This is a genomic window from Microcoleus sp. K5-D4, assembly GCF_036704575.1.
GTDB lineage: Bacteria > Cyanobacteriota > Cyanobacteriia > Cyanobacteriales > Microcoleaceae > Microcoleus.
Window position 1 is genome coordinate 66,102 of record NZ_JAUBSD010000003.1, and the last position, 22,822, is coordinate 88,923.

Genomic DNA, 22,822 nt, shown 5'->3' on the forward strand with positions numbered 1-22,822 from the left:
CAGTTCCAATGCCCACTGCCCACTTCTCAATGCCCCCTTCAGAATTTGCACCTTTTCAGTGCACTGTCTGTATTGTCGGATAAGCTGTTGTGCATCTAAACTGCATATTTCGTTCCCATATCAAAACTAGTCAAATTCTCACCCCCTCTCCCTCCCTCGTACTCTAATATTTTGTTGTTTCACTCTAATAGCCAACCAAATAAATTTCCTACTGTCAGTTGCAATTCCCTGGCAAAAGATGGCATGGGCAATGACTGTTCCGCTTCGTCAAACACCTCCGTTGATTGAGTCGGCCGATATACAAAAACCGATTGCTCCTCTGGATCGATTAACCAACCCATTTGAGTTCCGTGTTTGAGACAATGTAAAATATTTTTAGTAATTTTAGTTTGGTTTTGGTCGGGGGAGAGGATTTCAATTGTCCAATCCGGGGCGATCGCAAACACATTTGCCACACCACCATTTTCTTTACGGGGAATGCGCTCCCAAGTGAATACACTCACGTCTGGAACGATCGCTCGACCGCCAAAAATGCACCGTAGTTCTGGAAATGCTCGCGCCACCTTTTGAGGTTTGAGAGTAGCATTAGCAGCACTTGTCAACTCGCCTTGAATGACACTATGTTCTCCTTGAGGCATCGGTTTTTGAATGATTGCACCGTCAATGTACTCGCTGGCTGGTTTGGTTTCTGGCAACTTCAGAAACTCTTGGAGTGTCAAAGATTTTGGCAGGGTTTGTACCATCCGATTTTACCTCTAAAATAGGAGTTTAATCTGGTATTTTACCAAAAACTCCCCGCCTCGTGCGATCGTCGCTCCACTTACTTCTTCCTTCGGCTATACCACCTTGCATCCTGCGGCTAATCTTGCTTCTATATATTCAGAGACAGTTTTTGAGAGAGTTGGGATTGAAATTACTTTGCCTCAGTAACGGCCACGGAGAAGACGCGATCGCCCTTCGCATCTTGCAGCAACTGCAACAGCACCCGCATCCGCCAGAATTAGCCGTGTTTCCGCTAGTGGGTGAAGGGCAAGCTTTCGCTCAACTAGAAAACGCCCGCATCATCGGCCCGGTGCAGCGAATGCCTTCGGGCGGCTTTATTTACATGGACGGGAGGGAATTTTTGCGCGATGTCAAAGGCGGCCTGCTTCAGTTGACCATCGCTCAGTTTAAAGCCATCCGCGCTTGGGTGCGGACCCAACAACAGTCTGGGAATCAAGACGGCGTTATTTTAGCCTGCGGTGATATTGTACCGCTGCTGTTTGCTTGGCTCAGCGGCGCGCCCTATGCCTTTGTCGGTACTGCTAAGTCCGAGTATTATTTGCGGGACGAGGACGGGCCTCTGGGTCGCAAATCCAGGGTCTTTGGTGGGTGGAGTTGGTCGCGATCCGTTTATTTGCCTTGGGAGCGCTGGTTGATGACTCGATCGCGCTGTAGAGCCGTTTTTGCCAGGGACGCGCTGACCGCCGAGACTTTACAAAAGCTGGGAATTCCCGCTTACAATCTCGGAAATCCGATGATGGACGGACTCGAACCGGAAAACCCAGTCGGTTTTTACGGCCCTGATGCAGAGTTTCGGGAAATTGAGCGATCGCTCATCATCACCTTACTCCCCGGTTCTAGAGCGCCGGAAGCCTATGCTAATTGGCTGCTAATAGTAGAGGCTGTAGCCGGAATTTTGTCGCTGTTTGCCGATCGCAAATTGTTATTTTTCGGAGCCATTTCTCCAGAGTTAAACTTAGAAGCTTTGCGACCTAGTTTAGAATTTTTCGGCTGGCGACAAGACGGCGAAATTAGAACACAGCGGCGTGAAGGAAGTATTTTGCGACCTCCTGTTTCTAGCGCTCAAGAAATTCAGCAAGAATCTCCTAATTTACTATTGCCCCTGACATTTGTGCAGAGAAACGCCACGATGATTTTGACTCAGCAAAGTTTTAACGATTGTTTGTACGAAGCAGATTTAGCAATAGCAATGGCAGGAACGGCTACAGAACAATTTGTAGGTTTAGGAAAACCGGCGATCGCCATTCCCGGAAGCGGCCCGCAATTTACTTTCGCTTTTGCAGAAGCTCAAAGTCGCCTGTTAGGCCCGTCATTAATTTTAGTCAAACATCCCGCTGAAGTTGCCGGCGCCGTGCAGTCTTTGCTCCGCGACCCCGATAGGTTGCAGCTAATCGCTGAAAATGGCTGGCGGCGCATGGGAGAACCCGGTGCAGCAGCCAGAATTGCCGAGTGTTTAATTCAGCGCTTCGGCGGTCAAGACAGCAATTCTCAATTGCCTGCAATAGACTAGGGACAAAACAATGTTTTGTCCCTACCAAGTATGTTTAATTCTACTTGCTTTAAAAAAATATTGTTCATTAACTACCTACTAATTTTCGTAGGGTGCGCCTAGGCGCACCTTACTAATACTGCATTTGCAGAAAATTTCAATTCGCCGTTTTTTCGGATGATGGAACCCAGAAATTAGCTTGAGGGATTTTAAAATCCGACTTAACCAACACTCCCGGTTCTCGCTGCACAGGCAGCACATCTAAAGTATCCGTTTGCGCGCAATATTTTAAATCTTCAATAACACCTAAACCGAGAAGGCGCTGACCGTGGCTGGCCCTTTCCAACAATTCGTGTAACCGATCTTGCCAGTGCAAATAAAGAGCAATAGCCCCAAATACTTCATCGTTACCAGCAAAATCGCTCGCAGGAATACCGCTTTCTGCTAGGAGACTTTGGGCGATCGCACCAGCACAAACCGTATCTTCCAATGAATAACTCCCTTCCCAACCAGAACCCACAATCCAAATAGTTTCCGGCTGTTTATTTAACAAAAACTGCACCACAGATTTGCGGTTAATCAAAGCCGCCGTTAACACAGTTGCAGCCGCTTGCACTCGTTCCAGAGCCCGAGTACCGTTAGTTGTGCTGATAAAAATTCGCTTCCCAGTCACCTTTTCTGGCGTGCAGTCCAGTGGAGAATTCCCCATGTCAAATCCGTCAACTTTGCCGCCGCCGCGCTCTCCAGCGCGAATCCGCTTATCTGCAGGCCAGTTTTCGCTCTCGGTCATTAGCTTCTCTAAGTCGCTGAAAACCTGGACAGCTTCCGCCCCATTATTCAGGGCCGTTGCCATTGTCGTAGTCGCCCGCAGCACATCAACTGCGATCGCGCAAGCCGGCATTTTGTCGGCTGGCGTAAGTTCCGGGGTATGGTAAATAAAAAGCTTCACTGTTGGGCTACCTGCGATAAATCCTCATCAGCAATAATAATGGAAAGTGGATAATAGAAAATAGAGTCGAGTCCTCAAAAGCAGAAAATATGTCAAAACAGCTAAATTCAAACCCCGCCCACGCCGCCATTACCGCACCAATTCGACTCCTGGCAGGTTTCACCTATCCTTTGCGAGCTTTCACGCTGATTTTGCAAACTCCCAAGCTGTGGACTTATGTATTAGTTCCCGTGGTGCTAAATTTTATAATTGGTATTGCTCTTTATTTAAGCTTGCTATTTCCCAGTTTGGCAGGGATAGACGTTTTAGTTGCCGATTTATCCGTCCGATTTAATGCTCTAATTGCTAGTTTTCCCACTTGGCTGAGCTTTCTCGGCGGGTTAACAGTCGCTTTTGGCTGGCTGCTGCGCGTAATCCTAGTGTCAGGACTTTTGCTGATAATTGGATTTTTGTTAGTGCAGTTTGGCGTGATTTTAGGTTCGCCCTGGTACGGCAAACTTTCCGAACAATTGGAACTCCTGCGGAACGGTCAATTGCCCGCAGAAGCACCAATGAGTTTGGCGAGTAGTTTTGGGGATATTCAAAGGGCGATCGCCTTTGAACTGCGAAAACTACAAATTTTGTTTAGCCTCGGCATACCGCTGCTGCTGCTGCATTTTATCCCTGGCATCGGCTCTATTCTTAGCAGCTTGGGTGGCGTAGCTTTGGGCGCGACTATTGTCTGTTTGGACTTTTTAGATGCACCTTTGGAGAGGCGGAGGCGACCTTTTCAGGAGAAGTTGGAGATCATTTGGGCGAGTTTGCCGGCCAGCGGGAGTTTTGGTTTGGTTTGTTTGGGTTTGGTGAGCATTCCGCTGTTGAATCTGTTGGCGATTCCGCTGTGCGTGACGGCGGGAACTTTGTTTTTTTGCGATCGCATTTGGCCGGCCCGGTTTGCCCCAGAAGAAACAAAGAGCGATCGAGAAACTAACATTACAACTTAAAAACTAGGGAGATGCTTCTTCCTTCGGCTGACTCTGGGAGTTAAGACCCAAAAACGGGCTTAAAAACAGCCAGCTAATGAAGAAAAATGATGCTGTAAATAGCTGGACAATATCGATCGCCGACAAATATCCGTCAGATAATAGTGCAATAGTTCTATCTGTCAGCCCGAATATCCAAGAGAGAATCCCAAACAGCCAAATGCCTTTTTGGAGCATGGGCAAAAATGCTGAAACTTCGGAGTTTTGCTGCTTGTTCATTGATTTAGCCCTTGTTTGCGAAAAGTCTGATTAACCGGGGCACCCCAAGGGCTTAAGGATTTTTGGTGTCTCCTCGGATTCCCTTTGTTATCTATATGTTAAGAAATGTTTCCCGATATGACAACGCGCCCTGGGAGGGATTTCCGCATCTATCTCAAGAGGTAGTCGCAGCGCTAACAAACAGTGATATTTGCTACAGTTTGGTAGGATGCGCGATCGCGATCGGGTTCTGGGTCACTCTTGCCATTAGTCCCAGGCGCTTGATATAGTGGGTCACAGGCTACGTAAAAGAGCGAAATCATAAATTATGTTATTTAACAGTATTGAATTTTTAGTATTTTTTGCGATTGTTTTCGCCATATATTATTTCCCTCCGTTGCAAAAATTGCAGGTTCCCATCCTGATCATTGCCAGCTTTATTTTTTACAGTTGGAGCGCCCCCGCACTATTGCTGATCCTGCTACTCTCCATTATTATCAACGCTACAGTCAGCTTTCAAGTTGCCCGAAATTCTGACAAGAAACAGCGATTTTTTTGGGCTTTATCGGGAGTCGTTCTCAATGTATTAATTTTGAGCTTGTTTAAATACGCGGGTTTGCTAACTAACTTTGTTGCCGAGGTTTTTAATATTGCTCGCTCCGAAGGCAGCATTGCTTATTTATTCTTAAAATTGCCTCTGCCTATCGGCATTTCTTTCTACACATTTGAAGGCATAAGTTTAATCGTAGACGTACTGACTCAAAAAAACAAAAGCGAAACCGCAGCCAACACTTACGTCTCGCCCAACTTTAGCCAACACCTGCTAAATACTTCATTTTTTATTGGCTTTTTCCCCAATTTGCTGTCAGGCCCGATTTTAAAATCTCAGACATTTTATCCCCAGATTGCTCCTAAATATTTTAAAGATATTCCTTGGAATTTCATTTTTCGCTCGCTCGTTGTCGGCTACTTCCTAAAAATGGTCATCGCCGACAACTTAAAAGACTATACCTTCTGGATTAGCTTTCCCTACTACCGAGGATTTGGAACTATTACCAACCTGACACTGCTGTTTGGCTACTCAATACAAATTTTCGCCGATTTTGCCGGTTACTCCTTAATTGCGATCGGTTTTGCGGGTGCTTTGGGTTACAAAATTCCCGACAATTTCGACTTTCCCTACATCTCGCGTTCCCTCTCGGAATTCTGGAGAAGGTGGCACATTTCCCTCTCAACTTGGCTCCGAGATTATCTATACTTTCCCCTCGGCGGAAACCGCAAAGGGAAAATCAGAACTTATGTTAACTTAATGATAGTAATGACTTTAGGAGGATTATGGCATGGGGCTGCTTGGAGTTATGCAGTTTGGGGAATTTATCACGGATTAGGTTTAGCAGTAGAACGCTTTTTTGGGTTCGACAAATCCAAAAACAAATTACAAGAATCAAATCAAGTAAAAACCAAACCCATCTGGCAGCAATTATTATTGGACAGCCTTAGCGTTTTAGGAATTTTCTCTTTTGTTTCCGTGGGATGGCTGCTTTTCAAACTGCCTCGATTTGAAGAAGCGGTTGACTTCGCAGTTACTTTAGTTCGCAACTATAAAGTCAAGCCCGGTTGGAGTCACATTATTCCGACGCTAATTTTTTCGCTACCAGTAGTGATTTATCACATTCCCCATTTTCCCACTTGGCAAAATCGGATGAAACAGGATTCAAATAAAAACGGTCAAAAAGTCTGGAGCCTTTATCAAGATTTAGCTTTAGGAATTATGCTAGCAATGATATTCCTCAACAGTGGCAGCTCGAAACAATTTATTTATTTCCAATTCTAGAAGGTGTTCTATGTTTGTCAAATTCCCGTTGCGACCGATTTTACGGCCGATACTAATTTTTCTGTTTATAATGAGCTTTTATCAAGTGCTCGTCACCGGCGGAGTTTTGCCTGCTTCCGACGGAGTTAGCCTGCTTCAAAATAATATTGTTAAAACTCAAAGGTATGTATATCAGGATAATTCCGATCTAAAAATGGTAATGGTAGGTAGTTCTCTAGCTGCCAACCTTAATATTAAAGACATTGGAGAGGGCGTAAAGAGCATAGCTGTGGGGGGAGGAGCGAGCCAAACAGGTTTAGAAATAGTTAAAAGAAGTACAAGCAAGCCTCCTATTGTTTTGGTAGAAATTAACGATACTATTGTTCGCAAAATAGATACAGAATTAATGGATTCTTTGTATCATCCTCTTTTTTATTGGTTACGCCAGTATCTACCGATGATGAGAGAGGAATACCGTCCGATTAGCATTTTTGTGGATTTTTTTAAAAGTCGATCGAAGCCAAATCACAAAGTGACGCGAGAGGCTCTAGACAGATTAGAAGGTCGATATCTTACTCCCGACTTATCGCAAAAAACTATCCAAACGATAGTTGATATTCAAAGTCAACCTTTGTCTGAAAAAGATGCAGAAGCTATAAAAAAAGAAGCTGAGTTTATTAAAAGTCAAATCGCAGAAATCAAAAAAAATAGCGGGGCGAAAGTAGTTTTATTTGACATACCGCAAGAGTCACGAGTTAACGCTGCAATCAGGAGAAAACAAGTCCAAGAATTGGCTAAAAAGCTGTTTCCATCCGATCGTTTTGAGTGGCTGCCACCCCCGAAAGAGCGAGAATGGCGTACCAATGACGGCGTTCACTTGATCCGCAGCGACGCTAGAGATTTTGCCGAGTTTTTGAGGGATAAATTGCTGGGCACGGTAGCGGCGGACTTTCTTGGCACCGCGCCTAGAAAAGAAAGCTTGTAATTTATTGTGAAGTGTGTCATACTACATAATGAGCAAGTTTGGTTAAAGAACGATCGTGAGGTTTGTACTGAGGAGGGAGAGTTATCAAAGCTCTAAAAGCCACAGGACAAACAATTTGATGATCAGTATCAACCCGGCTTGATATGAGTTCAGCGTCAATAAAATCGAACAATGGCACGCTTAAATCAGATTATTGCGATCGAAAAAGGCATCAAAAGCCGCTCGGTTCAAGAACTGGCAGAAGCTCAAAAAGCTCTCCAGAAGCCCGCTGTGCTTTCTGGAATCTCCCGCACTTACCGTCCCAAAGACGAAGAAGGCGAACAACTGCCGCCAGAGTCCAAAAAAGTTGAAGTCAAAGCAGAAGAGATTATCCGCAAAACGACTGAAGTTTTGACCAAACTCTTCGACGTAACCGCAACCAAAGATTGGACAAATTGTAGCGCCCGCGCGGACGTAACTGTAGACGGAAACGTGCTTTTGAGCCAAGTTCCCGTCAGCTATTTGCTATTCATTGAAAAGCAGTTAGCAGATTTGCAAGCATTTATCAAAAAACTTCCAGTCTTAGATGCTTCCGAGACTTGGAACTTCGATGCTTCGGCAGACTGTTGGGCCACAGAACCGGTGCAAACTCTCAAGACTTTTAAAACTCCGCGCAATCACGTTAAAGCTGAAGCTACCGAACACCATCCGGCTCAAGTCGATGTTTATTACGAAGATATTACGATCGGCTATTGGCGCACGGTCAAGTTTTCTGGAGCTTTGCCAGCGCGGCGGATCAATGAGTTGCTGCAAAGGGTGGAAATCTTGCAGCAAGCTGTTATGTTCGCCCGCGAAGAAGCTAACAATTATGAAGTTGAGGAACAGAGAGTGGGAGAGCGAATCTTTCAATTTATTTTCCGCTAATTGCTTGCTTTTTTGATAGTTATGGTTTAAGATATAAACAGAGTACAAGTTTAAACTCAAACTTCAACTTAAACCGTACAAATGTGACAGTGCAGGTTCGACTCCTGTCCCTTCTACCCAAAATAGGGGGGTAGCCCAATTGGCAGAGGCAGCATTGCGTACAAATTCAACAGCAAGTTATTACTCTAAACTCAGCATTCACCGCCGATCGCTAAAACGAATGTCAGGAAAAAATAACATCATCGAGGTTGCTGGCTCATATCCAGCCCCCTCTACCAAACGCAGGGGGGTAGCTCAATCGGTAGAGCGCGATGCTATTAATCTTAAATCCTTGACTTAAATGTGATAGCGTGCGTAAATGGGCGGTAAATATAAACCCAGTAGTAAGGTCAGAACTGCTGGGTTTTATGCTAATAATTGAATCAATTTGTTAAATCCGTCTGTCGTGGACGTATCAAGGCCGATGATTTACTGCATCAATCCTCAATGCGAACAACGCGAAAATCCTGCTGCTGCTCAAAATTGTCAGGCTTGTGGCACGGATTTGTTAATTGGCGATCGCTATCGTATCCTTAAACCAGTGCGATCGCCCAATCCCGGACGCCCCACAGACATTTTTGAAGTCGAAGATTTGGGAACCGGGGAAAACGAATGGGGAACTGTCAAAATTTTAAAAGTCTTGAAACACACCCACAACCCCGATTTAGTTCGCTTGTTCAAGCAAGAAGCGCGAGTTTTGATTTGGCTGGCTGGAAAGGGCTCCGTTCCCCAAGTCGAACCTGATGGTTATTTCCAAATTAAACTCCCTCATAATTTCCAAAAACTGTCTTGTTTGGTGATGGAAAAAATTACCGGAGAAAACTTGGCAGAATTATTAACTAAAAAACAGTACGTTTCTCAAAATCTCGCTCTTGATTGGCTGCAACAAATGCTTCATATTTTGCAGGAAATCCACAAATACCATTTAGTGCATCGGGATATTAAGCCATCCAACCTGATGGTTGAAGCCACTGGGAAATTGAGATTAATTGACTTCGGCGCCGCCACAGAAGCAGATATAGATACCGCACCCATAGGTTCTGCTGGATACGCCGCACCGGAACAAATTCTAGGTAAAGCAGGGGTGCGATCGGACTTTTTTGCCCTAGGGCGTACTTTTGTACATTTATTAACAGGCATAGAGCCGAGCTACTTTCCCGTTAATGAAAAAACTGGTAAAATTAATTGGAGGAACCAGGCTGTAGATATTGACCCGTTACTCCTAGACTCGATCGACGAATTGATGGAACCGCTACCGGAAAACCGACCTGAAAATACCCAAGTTATTTTAGAAAAATTAAAAATTCACGACGCAGACCCCCTGCAAAAGGGGGACGCAACATCGCTTCAATAAATCTCTTCCAGCCGGCGAAAATCCCGCTCAACTTCTGCCCACAAAGCCCGATTGTGAGGGTCAGTTTTCACAGCCTTTTTCAAATAAATTCTCGCCTTATCAACCTGCTTTTCTCCGATCAAATGCCGTCCCCAGCGCTGATAGGCGATGGCTTGCCACTGACGCACCTCCAAATCTTCGGGAACCCGCTGGGCCAAACCCTCAATCAAGGCGATCGCCCGCGGGAACCTCTGATATTTCAGCAACTGCTGCAACTCAACATAAGCATCTTGCTTTAACTTTTGTTCCACCGCCGACAGATCCGCATTAGATTGAACCGCGGCCTCTTTTCGAGTCACTTTAACTGCCTGCGGTTGAGCTTTCACCCTCTGATCCGGCGGTGTCGAAGTAGGCGGCACAGTTGAGTTGGCAACTTTCGACCCCGCAACATGGTGGGGGGCAACATTCACCAAGAACTTATAAGCCTCAGTAATAGCAATAAACTTATTCTTAGCCTGTTCGTTTCCCGGATTCACATCGGGGTGATACTGTCTGGCTAACTGCCGATAAGAGGCCTTAACTTGCGATAAACTCGCACCAGACCTGAGTCCTAACTGTCGGTAATAATCTGCAATATCCATCTAGCATGAATGAGCGTTGATAATACCATTAAATATGGCAGAATCCTTAAATGTAAAGATTCTGCCACAATTTACTGCGAACTAGATTGTAGTGCGAGGGTTGCCCGCACTACTGAAGCGAACAAACAACTTACGGACGCTCTTCGATCACTCTGTCAATCAAGCCGTATTCCTTGGCTTCCTCAGCGGACATGAAATAGTCGCGATCCATGTCCTTCTCGATTTTCTCGATCGGCTTGCCAGTATTCTTAGCATAGATATTATTGAGTTCGTGGCGCAGCCGCAGAATCTCTTTCGCCTCAATCTGAATATCCGTTGCTTGTCCCCGCGTGCCCCCAGAAGGCTGGTGAATCATGATTCGCGAGTGAGGCAAAGCTAACCGTTTCCCCTTCGCACCGGCAGCTAACAGGAAAGAACCCATCGAAGCAGCCAAGCCCACACAAATCGTCACCACGTCCGATTTAATGTGCTGCATGGTATCAAAAATAGCCATGCCTGCCGACACCATTCCGCCTGGGGAATTGATGTACAAAATAATATCCTTACCTGAATCTTCCGAATCAAGATAGAGCATCACAGCGATGATTTGATTAGCAATTTCATCGTCAACGTCCCTGCCCAAGAAAATAATTCGTTCCCGGTAGAGGCGATCGTAGATATTAATCCACTGAGTATCATAACCACCCGGCATTTTGTAGGGAACTTTTGGCACACCTATAGGCATAATTCGGAACTCCGTTTAGTTGGTAATTGGTGATCGGGCAATTGGGCATCGGGCATCGGGCATTGGTAATTGGGAATCGGTAATTGGGAATTGTTAGTCATAAAAAGACTATTGAATAACTAATCAGGGTAGAAACTACTAGCCATTAACCCTTAATTCTTACTCATTCCCCATTCCCCATTCCCCATTCCCCATTCCCAGTTAGATGACTCCTGCAGGCAGCGGTTTCGGCAATTCTTCCGAACTTTCAAGAACGCGATCGATCAAACCGTATTCTTTAGCTTCCTGGGGCGTCATGTACAGCAACCGATCCATATCTTTAGTAATCTTTTCGATCGGTTGGCCAGTACAGCTTGCAAAAATCTCAAGCATCGTCGCTTTATTTGCCAGCACTTCCTTAGCCCGAATTTGAATGTCGCTTGCTTGACCCCGCGTGTAAGCCTTGGGTTGGTGCAACACAATCGAAGCGTGCGGCAAACTCGCCCGAAAGCCTTTTGTACCAGCCGCTAACAGCATCGCAGACATCCCCATTGCCGAACCGAGGCAAATAGTGTGCACAGGCGGCTTAATGTACCTGATCGTATCGCAGATAGCGAAGGCTTCTGTTTCAAAGCCGACGGGTTCGCCACTGTAACCAGAAGTGCCGGTCGAGTTGATGTAGATTTTGATCGGCTTATCCGGGTCTTCGTACTGCAAGAACAACAGTTCAGCGATAATCAGTTCTGTTACCGCAGGCACCAGAGGCATCCCCAGATAAACGATCCGCTCCTTCAGCAACAGGGATGGCAAATCGGGAGGTGGCGTCCGAGAGTTCCCTTCCCCGTAGTATGGCGATTGCACAGCTTTAATTGGTGTGTTCATATAACCGAAATGTTGCCTGAACTGATGGAGCTATTCTTAAAGAAATACTAACGCAATCTTTAGGTATCCCGCATGAAAGTTAGTTTGCTCCCGGTTTTAAACGACCCTAACCTTGACGCTGCTGCGCCCTCAACGCAGCGCCAGCTAGCGATTTCGGTGTCTGCGACGGCAAGCTCGATCGACTCCAGCGTACCCTTAAACCTGTGCCTGATTCTCGACCACAGCGGTTCTATGGGCGGACGCCCCTTGGAAACCGTCAAACAAGCCGCCGGACGGTTGCTAGACAGGTTGAAGCCTGGGGATCGCTTTTGCGCGGTGGCTTTCGATCATAAAGCCAAAGTCCTCGTCCCCAATCAAATTGTAGGAGATCCCAGCAGCATTAAACGGCAAATTGAGCAATTGCGCTCGGCCGGTGGCACAGCAATTGATGAGGGCATTAAGTTAGGTATTGAAGAGTTGGGCAAAGGCAAAAAAGAAGCTATATCTCAAGCATTTCTGCTGACTGACGGCGAAAACGAACACGGCGACGACAGCCGCTGTTTGAAGTTGGCTAAATTGGCTGCCGACTACAACATGACTTTAAATTCTTTGGGATTTGGCGATAACTGGAACCAGGATATTTTGGAAAAGATTGCTGACGCTGGCGGCGGTGCTCTGGCTCACATTCAGCGTCCCGAAGATGCGGTTGACGAGTTTGGCAAACTATTTACTCGCATCCAAGGTGTAGGTTTGACTAATGCTTATTTGCTATTTTCACTGATGCCAAAAGTACGGTTAGCCGAACTCAAACCGATCGCCCAAGTTTCCCCGGATACGATCGAATTACCGGTACAGCAAGAGGGCGATCGCTTTATGGTGCGCCTGGGAGATTTAATGAAGGATATAGAGCGAGTAGTTTTGGCTAATATTTATATTGGACAGTTGCCCGAAGGTACACAGGCGATCGGGCAATTGCAAATTCGCTACGACGATCCGACTGTCGGTCAAAGTTTGCTTTCCGATCCTGTTGCAGTTTCTGCTAATGTCCAGAAAGTTTATCAGCCGGCTCTTAACCCGACTGTACAGCAGCACATTTTAGCTTTGGCTAAATACCGCCAAACTCAACTCGCAGAAACTAGATTGCAACAGGGCGATCGCGCCGGCGCGGCAACGATGCTGCAAACAGCAGCTAAAACTGCTTTGCAAATGGGCGATAAAAGTGCCGCAACTGTGCTGCAAACCTCTGCTACTCGTTTGCAATCTGGTGAACAATTGAGTGAAGCCGATCGCAAGAAAACTCGGATTGCTTCTAAAACTATTTTGAAGTAACCGCGCGATTTGAAATTTTAAATAATTTTAAATTTGCCGATCGGACAATTCGGCGATGCCAAATCGCATCAACAAAAACGAAACCCGCACCCAGGCGGGTTTCAATATTCTGAGTTTCGCCTGCAGAAAGCGAAAGTCAGTGTATGCCGATTGTTTCAAGCTGTGGATCGTGTAGAAGCTCGATCGTTTAGAATGTTTCTATCACCTATCAAGAGTGCTTGTATGAACCAGACAATATCTGATAAAGTACGCTGGACTACCGCCGATTTAGAACTATTGCCCGATAACGGCGATCGTTATGAAATTATTGATGGGGAGCTATTTGTGACTAGAGCACCGCATTGGGGTCATCAACAGGCTATAGGCAACCTCTACCAAGAACTTAATACTTGGTCGCGAGAGACTAATTTAGGACGAGCAGGAATCAATCCGGGTATAATTTTCACGGATGCTGATAACGTTATTCCTGATGTAGTTTGGGCCAGCAATGAACGCTTGGCTATCTTGCTAGACGAAGCAGGCTATTTAACCGCCGCGCCTGAGTTCGTTGTTGAAGTATTGTCCCCCGGTGCAGACAATGAAAGACGGGATAGAGATTTGAAACTCAGACTCTATTCGGTACGAGGAGTACAGGAATACTGGATTGTGAATTGGCGGTTGCGACAAATAGAAGTTTATCGCAGGGAACAAGCAAGTTTAAGGATCATTGCTACACTGTTGAACAATGATGAACTAACTTCCCCTTTGTTGCCCGGTTTTAGTTGTTCTGTAGCTCAAATTTTTGCCTAAATTATGAAATCATCATTTTACAATTTAATTGCTACTCTAGTAATCTTTACTATCTTTGGTAATATATCCCCTGTTTCTGCTAAATCCTCCGCAATATTAATAGCTCAAAAAACGATTGTTCAAAATCCTGCTGAAGATTTATTCAATAGTGCTTTAGCCAAATCAGAGGCTGGAGATATTCAAGGGGCGATCGCCGATTACACCGAAGCCATCCGCCTCAACCCCAACTACGCCAAAGCCTACAACAAACGCGGCATCATCCACGGCCGCAATCTCAAAGACTATTCAGCAGCTAAAGCGGATTTCGATCGCGCAATTGAAATTAACCCCAACTACGGCGATGCCTACTACAACCGCGCCAGAGCCCGCGAATTCTTAGAAGACAAACCGGGGGCGATCGCCGATTATCAGAAAGCAGCCGAACTCTATCAAAAAGATGGCAATACCAACGATTATCAAGATGCCATCAAGCACCTTGAAATGCTGCAAGAATAAATGGCTTTTGAAAACATATTATAATTATAATATGGTTAGTCTTTAACAAAGAGCAATTATGATTGCCAACAAAAGTCACAAGTACGCATCCCCAGAAGACTATTTAGAAGGCGAAAAAATCAGCCCCATCAAGCACGAATACAGACAAGGCGAAATTTATGCAATGGCAGGAGCAAGTGATGCCCATGAAACTATTTGCATCAACTTAGTAAACTTGCTCACAACTCATATTAGAGGCAGAGGTTGTCGCATCTATGGGGGAAACATGAAAGCCAGAATTGAGCAAGCCGACGTGTTTTACTATCCAGATATCATGGTGACTTGCGATGAAAGAGATAGAAGCCTGGAATATTTCAAACGCTACCCGCGCTTAATCGTAGAAGTTTTATCTCCAACAACAGCAGCATTCGATCGCGGAAATAAATTTGCCGACTACCGCACCTTAGAAACTTTACAAGAATACGTAGTTATTAACCAAGAAAGAATCAGTGTAGAATCTTACCAGCGCAATGCAGAAGGGCGCTGGGAACTTTACCCTTACGCGGAGGGCGAAGAAGTTCGCTTGGCTAGCGTAGACTTTCAATGCCCGATCGCACAAATTTACGAAGATGTTCTAGGAATCAGTTAAAATAGTCGATCGCACAAACACCAAAAATTCATCTGTGTTCATCTGTCTCCGTCTGCGGTTAAACACTCCAAATTAACTATTCAAAAAATGCCCGAAACTTCCACTGTCACCGTCACCGTACCCGCCACAACCGCCAACCTAGGCCCCGGCTTTGACTGCATCGGCGCCGCTTTAAGCCTCTACAACCGCTTCCAATTCTCCCGACTCGAACCCTCAGCAACAGAGAAACTAAAAATTACTGTTACAGGCAAAGAAGCCGCCAAAGTCAAGACAGACGACAGCAATCTCGCTTATCAAGCTTTTCTCAAGTTATACGATCGCCTCAACCAATCGCCGCCCCCTGTAGCCATACATATAGATATGCAAGTGCCGCTGGCTAGAGGTTTGGGGAGTTCCGCCACAGCTATTGTCGGTGGGTTAGTCGGTGCAAATGAATTAGCCGGAAAGCCTTTGAGTCAGGTGGAAGTGATGCAATTGGCGATCGAACTTGAAGGACATCCAGACAACGTTGTCCCCGCTTTACTCGGAGGTTGTCGCCTCGCTGCTAGCAATCCACCCCCCCAACCCCCCCTTAGTAAGGGGGGGCAGGGGGGGGGTTCCTGGGAAATTTGCGACATTCCCTGGCATCCAAATATTGTGCCCGTGGTAGCCATTCCCGATTTTGAGCTTTCTACAGCCGAAGCGCGCCAAGTTTTGCCAGCAGATTACAGTAAGGCTGACGCGATTTTTAATGCTGCACACCTCGGTTTGCTAGTGCGGGCTTTGGAAAGTGGCAATCAAAACTGGCTGCGCTGCGCCCTCCAAGACAAAATTCACCAGCCTTATCGGCAATCACTGATTAAGGGATATGAAGCGGTGCAACAAGCCGCCGTGAATGCAGGGGCTTGTGGAATGGTAATTAGCGGTGCGGGCCCAACGCTTTTGGCTTTAACGGATGCTACTAATGCTGATGCGGTTGTGAGGGAAATGGCGGCTGCTTGGATGGAATTTGAGGTAAAGGCAGATGTAAGGGCGATCTGCCTCGATACTCAAGGCGCGCAAGTCTCCCTTTAGTTATTCCACTCCTAGACACGCAACATCTACATAACCGTGTTTTGTAGGGGCAATCTCCCGTGGTTTCCCCTCTTGGAATTATTCATATTTCTATTCTCTTCCTCTCTCCTTCAAATCTCTTAAATATCAACTCAAGTCTCTTTTCGATAACTTCTGCCATTCCCTCTACAAAATTTTACCTTAAAAAAGTGCAGTCATTGTAGGGGCGGATTCACAAGAATTTCAGGCTAAAACAAACTATCTCAAAAACCCGCCCCCACCAACGGTAAATACTGTTAATTAACTGTGACGCAGCGGAATCTCTATCTGAATTTTAGTGCCTTTACCCGGTTCGGAAAAACACTTGAACTCTCCTTTGTGCTGCTCTACAATTATCCGATAGCTGAGAGCAAGTCCCGATGATATGGGTGGTTCCGCAGGTTTTGCTCCCAAAAATGGCTCAGAAATTTCGGCTGTGGTATCTTTGCTATGTGCGATGTCGTTATCAGCAATCTCAATCGAAATTCGCTGAGCATCGACCACCTGAGTGGTAATCAAAATGACTGGCTTAAATTTGATGGATTCCAACTCCTCTAACTCTTGAGCCGACTCTTCCAAAGCATCGATCGCGTGATTGATGATATTCAGAAAAGCTTGATTGAGCAGCCCTGCGTAACATTCAATCTGTGGCAAATTGCCGAATTGTTTGATCACCTTGATGTCTCGCCTTCCCTCGCGAGCCGGCAAGCGGTGCTGTAACAATAACAGAGTATTTTCTAAACCGTCGGAAACATCAAATAACTGCCAGCCCGATCGATCGCTGCGGGAAAAATCCTGTAGCGACAAAATTATTTGGCGGATGCGATCGCTCCCGGTACGCATGGAACTCACAATTTTTAATAAATCGTCGAGTACGAATTCCACATCCATATCTTGTTGTTTTTGCAGAATTTCCGCTCCAGGAGCTACTAGCTGTTTTTGATACAATCGCAGCAGGTCAATTAAATCGGTAGCGTAGCTTTGGACGTGAGTTAGATTGCTGTAAATAAAAGTAATTGGGTTGTTAATTTCGTGGGCGATACCTGATACCAATTCGCCCAAACTTGACATTTTTTCTGTTTGCAGCATTCGATCGCGCGACAGTTGCAATTCTTGCTGGGTGAGAGCCAACTGCGCCCTCAACTCGCGCGATCGCTGAGACGCGCGCACCCGCGCCAATAATTCCTGCTTAACTATCGGTTTAAACAGAAAATCGTCAAAGGGCGCATCCAATTCTTGAATTTCATCAAATTGCTCCGGTGTTGTCAGCAGAATAAAATAGGCTGTCGCCAATTCTCCATCGGCTTTCAGCAGCCGGCACACCTCCAAAAAGTTGATTTGAGGCGAAGTCCCGTCGCAAATTATCGCATCGGGGGACAATTCCCTCGCCAATTCTAAACTCTCCTTATCGTCGGAAACGACTCTCACCTGATGCCCATCTTGGCTGAGTAACTCTTGGACAACTTGAAAAGTCACAGTATCCCCGATGATCGCCAGAATCTTTGCCATACTTCTACTAACTCCACAAATTACTTTTTAGGATACAACCGCCAGAATTGCGCTGACAGATTTAAAATTCCAAAATAGTTCAATTACATCAAAAAACAACCGATGCCCGCTCCCTCAAAACCCCAAATCGCCCATACCATTTTAGATTTTATATTTTAGAGCAAAAAATTGGTAATGACTTACTGTATAATAATAGTTGGGAGCTTGCCTAGAGTTGCATATTTTTTGGGGACTGGTATCACTAGAAGGTATAATTTTAGACGGGCAATGCAAAAATGCAAATTTTCTCCTTCGTAATTAATGGTACATCAGAGCTTTCTGCCGAAAGACTGCTGAGGGCGATCGCAGATAGTTTCTCAAATTGCGCCAGGAAACAATAAAAAACTTTAAAATCAATTAATAGTCTCGTTAAATTCACCTTCTCGGTCAGCGCCTGAGAATGCCAATTACCAACACCACCTCAACTTTGATTCAAGCCGAAACACTAGAACTATTAGAATGGCCGCGCCTGTGTCAGCACTTGGCTACCTTCGCGGCCACCAAACTTGGCGTCGCCGCCGCCCTAGACCTCGAAATCCCGGCAACTCAAGCTCAAACAGCAGAACTCCTAGCCCAAACTCAGGAAGCTTACCAGTTAGAGAGCCGCGCTGGCGGTGCTTTGAGTTTTGAAGGAATCCAAGACATCGGCACTTCGCTGCAGCGAGCCGAACTGCAAGGTTTGCTCAGCGGCGAAGAATTGCTGGCAATTGCTACTACCCTCGCCGGAGCAAGGCAATTGCGCCGGATAATTGACTCTCAGGCAGATGTGCCGACGCTCAAAGAACTGGCAGCCCAATTGCGGACTTATCCCGAACTAGAGCAAGAAATCCATCGCTGTATAGACGATCGCGCTCAAGTAGCAGACAGAGCCACTCCTAAATTAGCAGGAATTAGAGTTCAAATGCGGCAGTTGCGCGATCGCATTTATCAAATATTGCAGGGGATTTTGCAGCGTCAATCCAACGCCGTACAAGAACAGCTAATTACCCAAAGAAGCGGACGCTTTGTCATTCCAGTCAAAGCTCCCCAAAAAGATGCCATACCGGGCATCGTTCACGACTCCTCGGCCAGCGGCGCGACACTGTACGTAGAACCCCACAGCACAGTCAATCTTAACAACCAAATGCGGCAGTTGCTCAGGCAAGAACAAGCCGAAGAAGAAGCAGTCCGCCGCGCCCTCACGGAGCAAGTCGCAGCAGTAAAACCCGATTTAGACAGATTGGTGGTGGTAGTTACAACTTTAGATTTAGCGGTCGCTAAAGCGCGTTATAGTTTTTGGTTGCAAGCAAATCCGCCGAAATTTATCGAATTGGGAGAACCCGAATTAGCACCAAAAAATCCCGAAAAAGAAGATGAGGAAAAAGAAGATGAGGAAAACTCAGAAAACAGTCAATTATTAATTCGCAACCTGCGATCGCAAATTACCCTGCGCCAGTTGCGCCATCCTTTATTAGTTTGGCAGCAACATCACGAGCAAGGCTTTCCAGTCGTGCCGGTCGATTTAACGATCGCGCCGCACATCCGCGTCGTCGCCATCACAGGTCCTAACACAGGTGGCAAAACTGTCACCCTCAAAACCTTGGGCTTGGCAGCTTTAATGGCGAAAGCCGGAATGTTTGTTGCCGCCCGCGAACCCGTAGAATTGCCTTGGTTCGACAATATTTTGGCCGATATCGGCGACGAACAATCTTTGCAGCAAAGTTTGTCTACTTTCTCCGGCCATATCCGTCGCATCAGCCGCATTTTAGAAGTTTTACACAATAAATCGCAGGCTGAAGGGGAAGAAAATTCAAACCTTCCAATTACTAATTCCCAACAGCAAGACGAAGAAGTCACAGATACACAGAACACTGTTTCTGCTCTCCCAATCCTCAAACCTAAATTACAAATTTCCCAACCCCAAATCCCAATTACCAATTCCCAATTACCAATTCCAAAATCTTTAGTTTTGTTAGACGAAGTAGGAGCGGGGACAGACCCCTCAGAAGGCAGTGCATTGGCGATCGCCCTGTTGCAATACCTCGCCCAACATTCCCTATTAACAGTTGCAACTACCCACTTTGGCGAACTCAAAGCCCTCAAATATCAAGACTCCCGTTTTGAAAATGCCTCAGTAGAATTTGACGACAATTCCATGCAGCCAACCTATCGCTTGCTGTGGGGAATTCCCGGACGTTCCAACGCCCTGACTATTGCCAAAAGACTCGGTTTGCTAGCAGAAATTGTCGAAGAAGCTCAAACCTATGTCGGGGGAGCCTCTCAAGATGTCAATCAAGTGATTGCTGGACTCGAAGCACAGCGCCGGAAACAGGAAACCAAAGCCAGAGAAGCAACTCAACTGCTACACCAAACCGAAAAACTGCACAGAGAAGTTTCTCAAAAAGCAGCCGCTTTGCAAGAGCGGGAGCGAGAACTAAAAATAGCTCAGGAAGTGGCAGTAAATGAGGCGATAGGGTCGGCAAAATCAGAAATTGCTCAAATCATTCGTCGCTTGCAGTCGGGCAACCAGACGGCTCAAAATGCCCAACAAGCGACAGAAACCTTAAATCAAATTTCCCAAAAACACCTGCCCTCTCGACAGCAACCGGCTAAACCCAAACCGAGTTTTATGCCGAAAGTGGGCGATCGCATCCGCATTCCCAGCTTGGGCCAAACCGCCGAAGTCCTCAGCGGCCCCGACGCTAACGAAGAGTTGAGCGTTCGGTTTGGGATTATGAAAATGACTGTCAAACTAGGAGAAATTGAATCCCTCGACGGTGAAAAACCCGAAACTAAAGCTCAATTAGCCAAGGCGGCCGCCCAAGCACAAGCACTCGCTACGGCTAAAGCTAAGCAAGCAGCGGCGGAACCTGCAAAACCCAATCCCGAAATCGCCATTCGCACTGCTAATAATTCGATCGACCTACGGGGTGCGAGAGTCTCAGACGCGGAAATCGAAATAGACAGAGCTCTTTCCAAGGCCGTGGAATACGGAGTGCTGTGGATAATTCACGGCAAAGGTACGGGACAGTTGCGGCGCGGCGTTCACGAGTTCCTCGCGAATCACCCGCAGGTTTCCCGCTTTGAGCTCGCCAGTCAAAAAGAAGGAGGTGCAGGTGTGACGGTGGTTTATTTGAAATAGTCAGGAGTTACGCATTTCCGGTTGACTCGTAATTATATAGTTCTCGGCAGCACAACAAGTCGCAACGAACATATCATCATACTGATGCAACCGGAATGAATACTATACTGCAAATGTTGCCTAATTAAGAGTTGATTTACCACTTTAGTAACTGCCTGACTAATGAAAAAACATCCCTCAAATGAAGTTTTGGTGGGCGACTGTCGTGAAGTAATGAAGACATTGCCAGAAAATTATATTTCAGCGTGTATCACTGACCCACCTTATAATTATGAATTTATTGGTCATAAATGGGATGACTCAGAAATTCAAAGGCGTATTGAAAAAGTCAATGGCAAGGGAAATAAAACCCTTGTTAAAAACATTCCCTATGGCAGTGGTTTAGCAGGTGGAGTCAGAAACGAAAAATGGTATCAAAGGAATCGTAACAACACTCTGGATTATGAAAAGTGGTGCTTTGAGTGGGGCGAGCAGCTTTTTCGGATCTGCAAACCGGGTGCGACAGTTTTAGTTTTCAACAGCACGCGGACTGTTGCTCACGTACAAGTAGCACTTGAAAGTGCTGGTTTCTATGCGAGAGATATTCTTGTTTATAAAAGATCGAGTGGTATCCCTAAAGGTGTCAATATCAAACAACAGTTAGAGAAGAAAGGATATGAAAATTCTGAACAATGGGATGGTTGGCACAGTTGTTTGAGGAATGAATGGGAAGCAATCTGCGTACTTCAAAAACCACTGGTCAATAATTACTTGGAAACTCTACAGGAGTATGGTACTGGTCTATTTTATACTAAAGATCAGTTTGGTGGTTTTCAGTCAAATATTTTAGAAGGTATACAGCGTGAGAAAACCGAGGAGTTTAACGTCCATTGCACCGTTAAACCAATCGCTCTAATGAGAAAGCTGGTCGAAATATTTGTACCGCGTTTGGAAAATTCTATTCTAATCGATCCTTTCGCAGGATCTGGAACCACATTGCTGGCGGCGCAAGAATTTGGCATTAGGTATATTGGCATTGAAATAGTACCTGACTACATAGAGATTATCAACAAGCGCCTTGATAGTTTCAGCGGTATACAGGGAATTCTCCCACTTTTTCAATAAGAAATGACTTTAAATCAAACCCGCTTATTGTTTTTATGAACTCAAACGAATTGTCCCCAGTGTAGACTTTCCAAGTCCCTACTTGGCACGCTGTAATAGCTGCGGGCAAATTATCTTGTCTGAGAATTAAAAATACGGGTTCGTAATTATAAGTACGAAGTAGTGGGCCATAAGATTTGAACTTTTTCAGTGTTCCAGAGTCTCCTGAACCAATACGATATTTTGTATCTATTGCGTACCCATCAACAATCAGATCGCACGGCTCATCGCTTCCAACTTTAAATGCTGGCTGAAAGCTACTGCAATATGTTTTACACGTTTCAGTAACTAACAATTGCCAACACATACCTAACTCACGTCCCCAATATTGCCTATTTTCTTTTTTTATTATTGGAGAAATACAAAACACATCCATTAAAATATCGTGTTCTTCATTCTCTTCTGCATAAATTTTATCGGTAAATGAGTTTTGGTATCTTGCTAAAATTTGCTCTAGTCTTCTTTCAGTCATCATCAATTACCAGATCGGCTAGACTAACTGATAATGCCTTGGCTATTTTGCTGGCATTAAGTAGCGTTATATTCCTTTCACCTCGTTCAACTGAACCAATATAGGTGCGATGTAATTCAGATAGTTCTGCAAGCTGATCTTGGGAAAGATTTCTGAGCTTTCTGAAATGTCTAACTTTTTTACCAAATTGCTCCGTAATATCCATAGATGGCGCCAGATGAAGCAATGACAACTATAATCTGACAGACTATAAGTAGCGACAGACTATAAGTAGCATTCGAGAGCGCTAGGATCTTTGCATTGATATAAGTCCCGATAGTTTCAAAGCACTGATTTGATTTCGGTCGCTCTGCGGCGTAGGATGGTTAGAAGTAAAAATCTCTGGGTTTTGCGGATTGCGATCGATCGAACTTGAAGCCGCAACTTTTAGCCCGCAACTCCGTCCAACAGTTAGGATTGCCGGAATCAAAGCAACGAGCTATGGAGACAACTTAACAGATGTGCTGT

23 protein-coding genes are annotated in these 22,822 nt (G+C 45.6%); 13 read left to right on the forward strand and 10 right to left on the reverse strand.

The window, feature by feature from the left end:
- Positions 1-179: 179 nt before the first annotated feature.
- The gene (locus QUA77_RS01890) at positions 180-743 is read right to left on the reverse strand and encodes a Uma2 family endonuclease (protein WP_333038205.1); all 564 of its coding nucleotides are present in this window, start codon (positions 741-743) and stop codon (positions 180-182) included.
- 164 nt (positions 744-907) lie between these two features.
- On the opposite strand from QUA77_RS01890, the gene QUA77_RS01895 reads away from it, so the two are divergent.
- Positions 908-2,293 carry a lipid-A-disaccharide synthase-related protein gene (locus QUA77_RS01895; RefSeq protein WP_333038207.1) on the forward strand — a complete coding sequence of 462 codons (1,386 nt, stop codon included), beginning with the start codon at positions 908-910 and terminating at the stop codon, positions 2,291-2,293.
- Positions 2,294-2,429: 136 nt separating this feature from the next.
- Here the strand turns inward: QUA77_RS01895 and QUA77_RS01900 are convergent, their stop codons facing one another.
- The gene (locus tag QUA77_RS01900; RefSeq protein WP_333449084.1) at positions 2,430-3,221 is read right to left on the reverse strand and encodes a 2-phosphosulfolactate phosphatase family protein; all 792 of its coding nucleotides are present in this window, start codon (positions 3,219-3,221) and stop codon (positions 2,430-2,432) included.
- An 89-nt stretch (positions 3,222-3,310) separates the two neighbouring features.
- On the opposite strand from QUA77_RS01900, the gene QUA77_RS01905 reads away from it, so the two are divergent.
- Positions 3,311-4,204: an EI24 domain-containing protein gene (locus tag QUA77_RS01905; protein ID WP_333038212.1), complete on the forward strand. Its 894-nt coding sequence runs from the start codon at positions 3,311-3,313 to the stop codon at positions 4,202-4,204.
- A gap of 3 nt (positions 4,205-4,207) precedes the next feature.
- On the opposite strand, the gene QUA77_RS01910 is transcribed toward QUA77_RS01905, so the two are convergent.
- Together QUA77_RS01910 and QUA77_RS01915 are read right to left on the reverse strand one after the other, a co-directional pair.
- A complete protein-coding gene (locus QUA77_RS01910; protein WP_333058797.1) occupies positions 4,208-4,462 on the reverse strand; it encodes a hypothetical protein in 255 nt (84 codons plus the stop codon).
- 173 nt (positions 4,463-4,635) lie between these two features.
- A complete protein-coding gene (locus QUA77_RS01915; protein WP_333449085.1) occupies positions 4,636-4,764 on the reverse strand; it encodes a hypothetical protein in 129 nt (42 codons plus the stop codon).
- A gap of 5 nt (positions 4,765-4,769) precedes the next feature.
- Here QUA77_RS01915 and QUA77_RS01920 point away from each other — a divergent pair, with 5 nt between their 5' ends.
- The 4 genes from QUA77_RS01920 (at position 4,770) to QUA77_RS01935 (ending at position 9,535) form a co-directional block, all read left to right on the forward strand.
- A complete protein-coding gene (locus QUA77_RS01920; protein WP_333038219.1) occupies positions 4,770-6,275 on the forward strand; it encodes an MBOAT family O-acyltransferase in 1,506 nt (501 codons plus the stop codon).
- Positions 6,276-6,345: 70 nt separating this feature from the next.
- A complete protein-coding gene (locus tag QUA77_RS01925; protein WP_333038221.1) occupies positions 6,346-7,239 on the forward strand; it encodes a hypothetical protein in 894 nt (297 codons plus the stop codon).
- Positions 7,240-7,410: 171 nt separating this feature from the next.
- Entirely contained in the window at positions 7,411-8,142 is a 732-nt protein-coding gene (locus tag QUA77_RS01930; protein WP_333038224.1) for a DUF7873 family protein, read from the forward strand.
- Positions 8,143-8,605: 463 nt separating this feature from the next.
- Positions 8,606-9,535 carry a serine/threonine-protein kinase gene (locus QUA77_RS01935; protein ID WP_333449086.1) on the forward strand — a complete coding sequence of 310 codons (930 nt, stop codon included), beginning with the start codon at positions 8,606-8,608 and terminating at the stop codon, positions 9,533-9,535.
- On the opposite strand, the gene QUA77_RS01940 is transcribed toward QUA77_RS01935, so the two are convergent.
- The 3 genes from QUA77_RS01940 to QUA77_RS01950 form a co-directional block, all read right to left on the reverse strand.
- The gene (locus tag QUA77_RS01940; protein ID WP_333038228.1) at positions 9,529-10,155 is read right to left on the reverse strand and encodes a J domain-containing protein; all 627 of its coding nucleotides are present in this window, start codon (positions 10,153-10,155) and stop codon (positions 9,529-9,531) included. The genes QUA77_RS01935 and QUA77_RS01940 overlap by 7 nt on opposite strands.
- A 130-nt stretch (positions 10,156-10,285) precedes the next feature.
- Positions 10,286-10,879: an ATP-dependent Clp protease proteolytic subunit gene (locus QUA77_RS01945; protein WP_190741966.1), complete on the reverse strand. Its 594-nt coding sequence runs from the start codon at positions 10,877-10,879 to the stop codon at positions 10,286-10,288.
- 201 nt (positions 10,880-11,080) lie between these two features.
- Positions 11,081-11,740 (reverse strand): ATP-dependent Clp protease proteolytic subunit, encoded by a 660-nt coding sequence (locus tag QUA77_RS01950; RefSeq protein WP_333038231.1) that lies wholly within the window; start codon positions 11,738-11,740, stop codon positions 11,081-11,083.
- A gap of 72 nt (positions 11,741-11,812) precedes the next feature.
- Between QUA77_RS01950 and QUA77_RS01955 the strand changes: the two genes are divergently transcribed.
- The 5 genes from QUA77_RS01955 (at position 11,813) to thrB (ending at position 16,013) form a co-directional block, all read left to right on the forward strand.
- A complete protein-coding gene (locus QUA77_RS01955; RefSeq protein ID WP_333038233.1) occupies positions 11,813-13,048 on the forward strand; it encodes a VWA domain-containing protein in 1,236 nt (411 codons plus the stop codon).
- Between the two features lie 222 nt (positions 13,049-13,270).
- A complete protein-coding gene (locus QUA77_RS01960) occupies positions 13,271-13,837 on the forward strand; it encodes a Uma2 family endonuclease (RefSeq protein ID WP_333038235.1) in 567 nt (188 codons plus the stop codon).
- A 3-nt stretch (positions 13,838-13,840) separates the two neighbouring features.
- Complete coding sequence (locus QUA77_RS01965; RefSeq protein ID WP_333449087.1) at positions 13,841-14,332, forward strand: tetratricopeptide repeat protein; 492 nt, start codon at positions 13,841-13,843, stop codon at positions 14,330-14,332.
- Positions 14,333-14,390: 58 nt separating this feature from the next.
- Positions 14,391-14,960 (forward strand): Uma2 family endonuclease, encoded by a 570-nt coding sequence (locus QUA77_RS01970; RefSeq protein WP_333038238.1) that lies wholly within the window; start codon positions 14,391-14,393, stop codon positions 14,958-14,960.
- An 87-nt stretch (positions 14,961-15,047) separates the two neighbouring features.
- Positions 15,048-16,013, forward strand: a complete 966-nt coding sequence (gene thrB / locus QUA77_RS01975) for a homoserine kinase (protein WP_333038240.1) — start codon at positions 15,048-15,050, stop codon at positions 16,011-16,013.
- A gap of 279 nt (positions 16,014-16,292) precedes the next feature.
- Here thrB and QUA77_RS01980 read toward each other — a convergent pair whose 3' ends face one another.
- Positions 16,293-17,540: a response regulator gene (locus QUA77_RS01980; RefSeq protein WP_333449088.1), complete on the reverse strand. Its 1,248-nt coding sequence runs from the start codon at positions 17,538-17,540 to the stop codon at positions 16,293-16,295.
- Between the two features lie 466 nt (positions 17,541-18,006).
- Between QUA77_RS01980 and QUA77_RS01985 the strand changes: the two genes are divergently transcribed.
- Positions 18,007-20,700: an endonuclease MutS2 gene (locus tag QUA77_RS01985; protein WP_333449114.1), complete on the forward strand. Its 2,694-nt coding sequence runs from the start codon at positions 18,007-18,009 to the stop codon at positions 20,698-20,700.
- Positions 20,701-20,862: 162 nt separating this feature from the next.
- Positions 20,863-21,804, forward strand: coding sequence for a site-specific DNA-methyltransferase (locus QUA77_RS01990; protein ID WP_333449089.1), 942 nt, complete (start codon positions 20,863-20,865; stop codon positions 21,802-21,804).
- On the opposite strand, the gene QUA77_RS01995 is transcribed toward QUA77_RS01990, so the two are convergent.
- Positions 21,767-22,318 (reverse strand): hypothetical protein, encoded by a 552-nt coding sequence (locus QUA77_RS01995; protein ID WP_333449090.1) that lies wholly within the window; start codon positions 22,316-22,318, stop codon positions 21,767-21,769. The two genes, QUA77_RS01990 and QUA77_RS01995, sit on opposite strands and share 38 nt — an antisense overlap.
- Positions 22,308-22,520, reverse strand: a complete 213-nt coding sequence (locus QUA77_RS02000; protein WP_242715747.1) for a helix-turn-helix domain-containing protein — start codon at positions 22,518-22,520, stop codon at positions 22,308-22,310. Before QUA77_RS02000 ends, QUA77_RS01995 begins: the two co-directional genes overlap by 11 nt.
- Positions 22,521-22,822: the final 302 nt, after the last annotated feature.

Coding starts and splice junctions, on each gene's coding strand:
- QUA77_RS01950 (WP_333038231.1), bottom strand. CDS start 11,740: ATGAACACACCAATTAAAGCTGTGCAATCGCCATACTACGGGGAAGGG.
- QUA77_RS01910 (WP_333058797.1), bottom strand. CDS start 4,462: ATGAACAAGCAGCAAAACTCCGAAGTTTCAGCATTTTTGCCCATGCTC.
- QUA77_RS01970 (WP_333038238.1), top strand. CDS start 14,391: ATGATTGCCAACAAAAGTCACAAGTACGCATCCCCAGAAGACTATTTA.
- QUA77_RS01955 (WP_333038233.1), top strand. CDS start 11,813: ATGAAAGTTAGTTTGCTCCCGGTTTTAAACGACCCTAACCTTGACGCT.
- QUA77_RS01905 (WP_333038212.1), top strand. CDS start 3,311: ATGTCAAAACAGCTAAATTCAAACCCCGCCCACGCCGCCATTACCGCA.
- QUA77_RS01915 (WP_333449085.1), bottom strand. CDS start 4,764: ATGATTTCGCTCTTTTACGTAGCCTGTGACCCACTATATCAAGCGCCT.
- QUA77_RS01995 (WP_333449090.1), bottom strand. CDS start 22,318: ATGATGACTGAAAGAAGACTAGAGCAAATTTTAGCAAGATACCAAAAC.
- QUA77_RS01990 (WP_333449089.1), top strand. CDS start 20,863: ATGAAAAAACATCCCTCAAATGAAGTTTTGGTGGGCGACTGTCGTGAA.
- thrB (WP_333038240.1), top strand. CDS start 15,048: ATGCCCGAAACTTCCACTGTCACCGTCACCGTACCCGCCACAACCGCC.
- QUA77_RS02000 (WP_242715747.1), bottom strand. CDS start 22,520: ATGGATATTACGGAGCAATTTGGTAAAAAAGTTAGACATTTCAGAAAG.
- QUA77_RS01935 (WP_333449086.1), top strand. CDS start 8,606: ATGATTTACTGCATCAATCCTCAATGCGAACAACGCGAAAATCCTGCT.
- QUA77_RS01925 (WP_333038221.1), top strand. CDS start 6,346: ATGAGCTTTTATCAAGTGCTCGTCACCGGCGGAGTTTTGCCTGCTTCC.
- QUA77_RS01940 (WP_333038228.1), bottom strand. CDS start 10,155: ATGGATATTGCAGATTATTACCGACAGTTAGGACTCAGGTCTGGTGCG.
- QUA77_RS01930 (WP_333038224.1), top strand. CDS start 7,411: ATGGCACGCTTAAATCAGATTATTGCGATCGAAAAAGGCATCAAAAGC.
- QUA77_RS01945 (WP_190741966.1), bottom strand. CDS start 10,879: ATGCCTATAGGTGTGCCAAAAGTTCCCTACAAAATGCCGGGTGGTTAT.
- QUA77_RS01980 (WP_333449088.1), bottom strand. CDS start 17,540: ATGGCAAAGATTCTGGCGATCATCGGGGATACTGTGACTTTTCAAGTT.
- QUA77_RS01965 (WP_333449087.1), top strand. CDS start 13,841: ATGAAATCATCATTTTACAATTTAATTGCTACTCTAGTAATCTTTACT.
- QUA77_RS01960 (WP_333038235.1), top strand. CDS start 13,271: ATGAACCAGACAATATCTGATAAAGTACGCTGGACTACCGCCGATTTA.
- QUA77_RS01890 (WP_333038205.1), bottom strand. CDS start 743: ATGGTACAAACCCTGCCAAAATCTTTGACACTCCAAGAGTTTCTGAAG.
- QUA77_RS01920 (WP_333038219.1), top strand. CDS start 4,770: ATGTTATTTAACAGTATTGAATTTTTAGTATTTTTTGCGATTGTTTTC.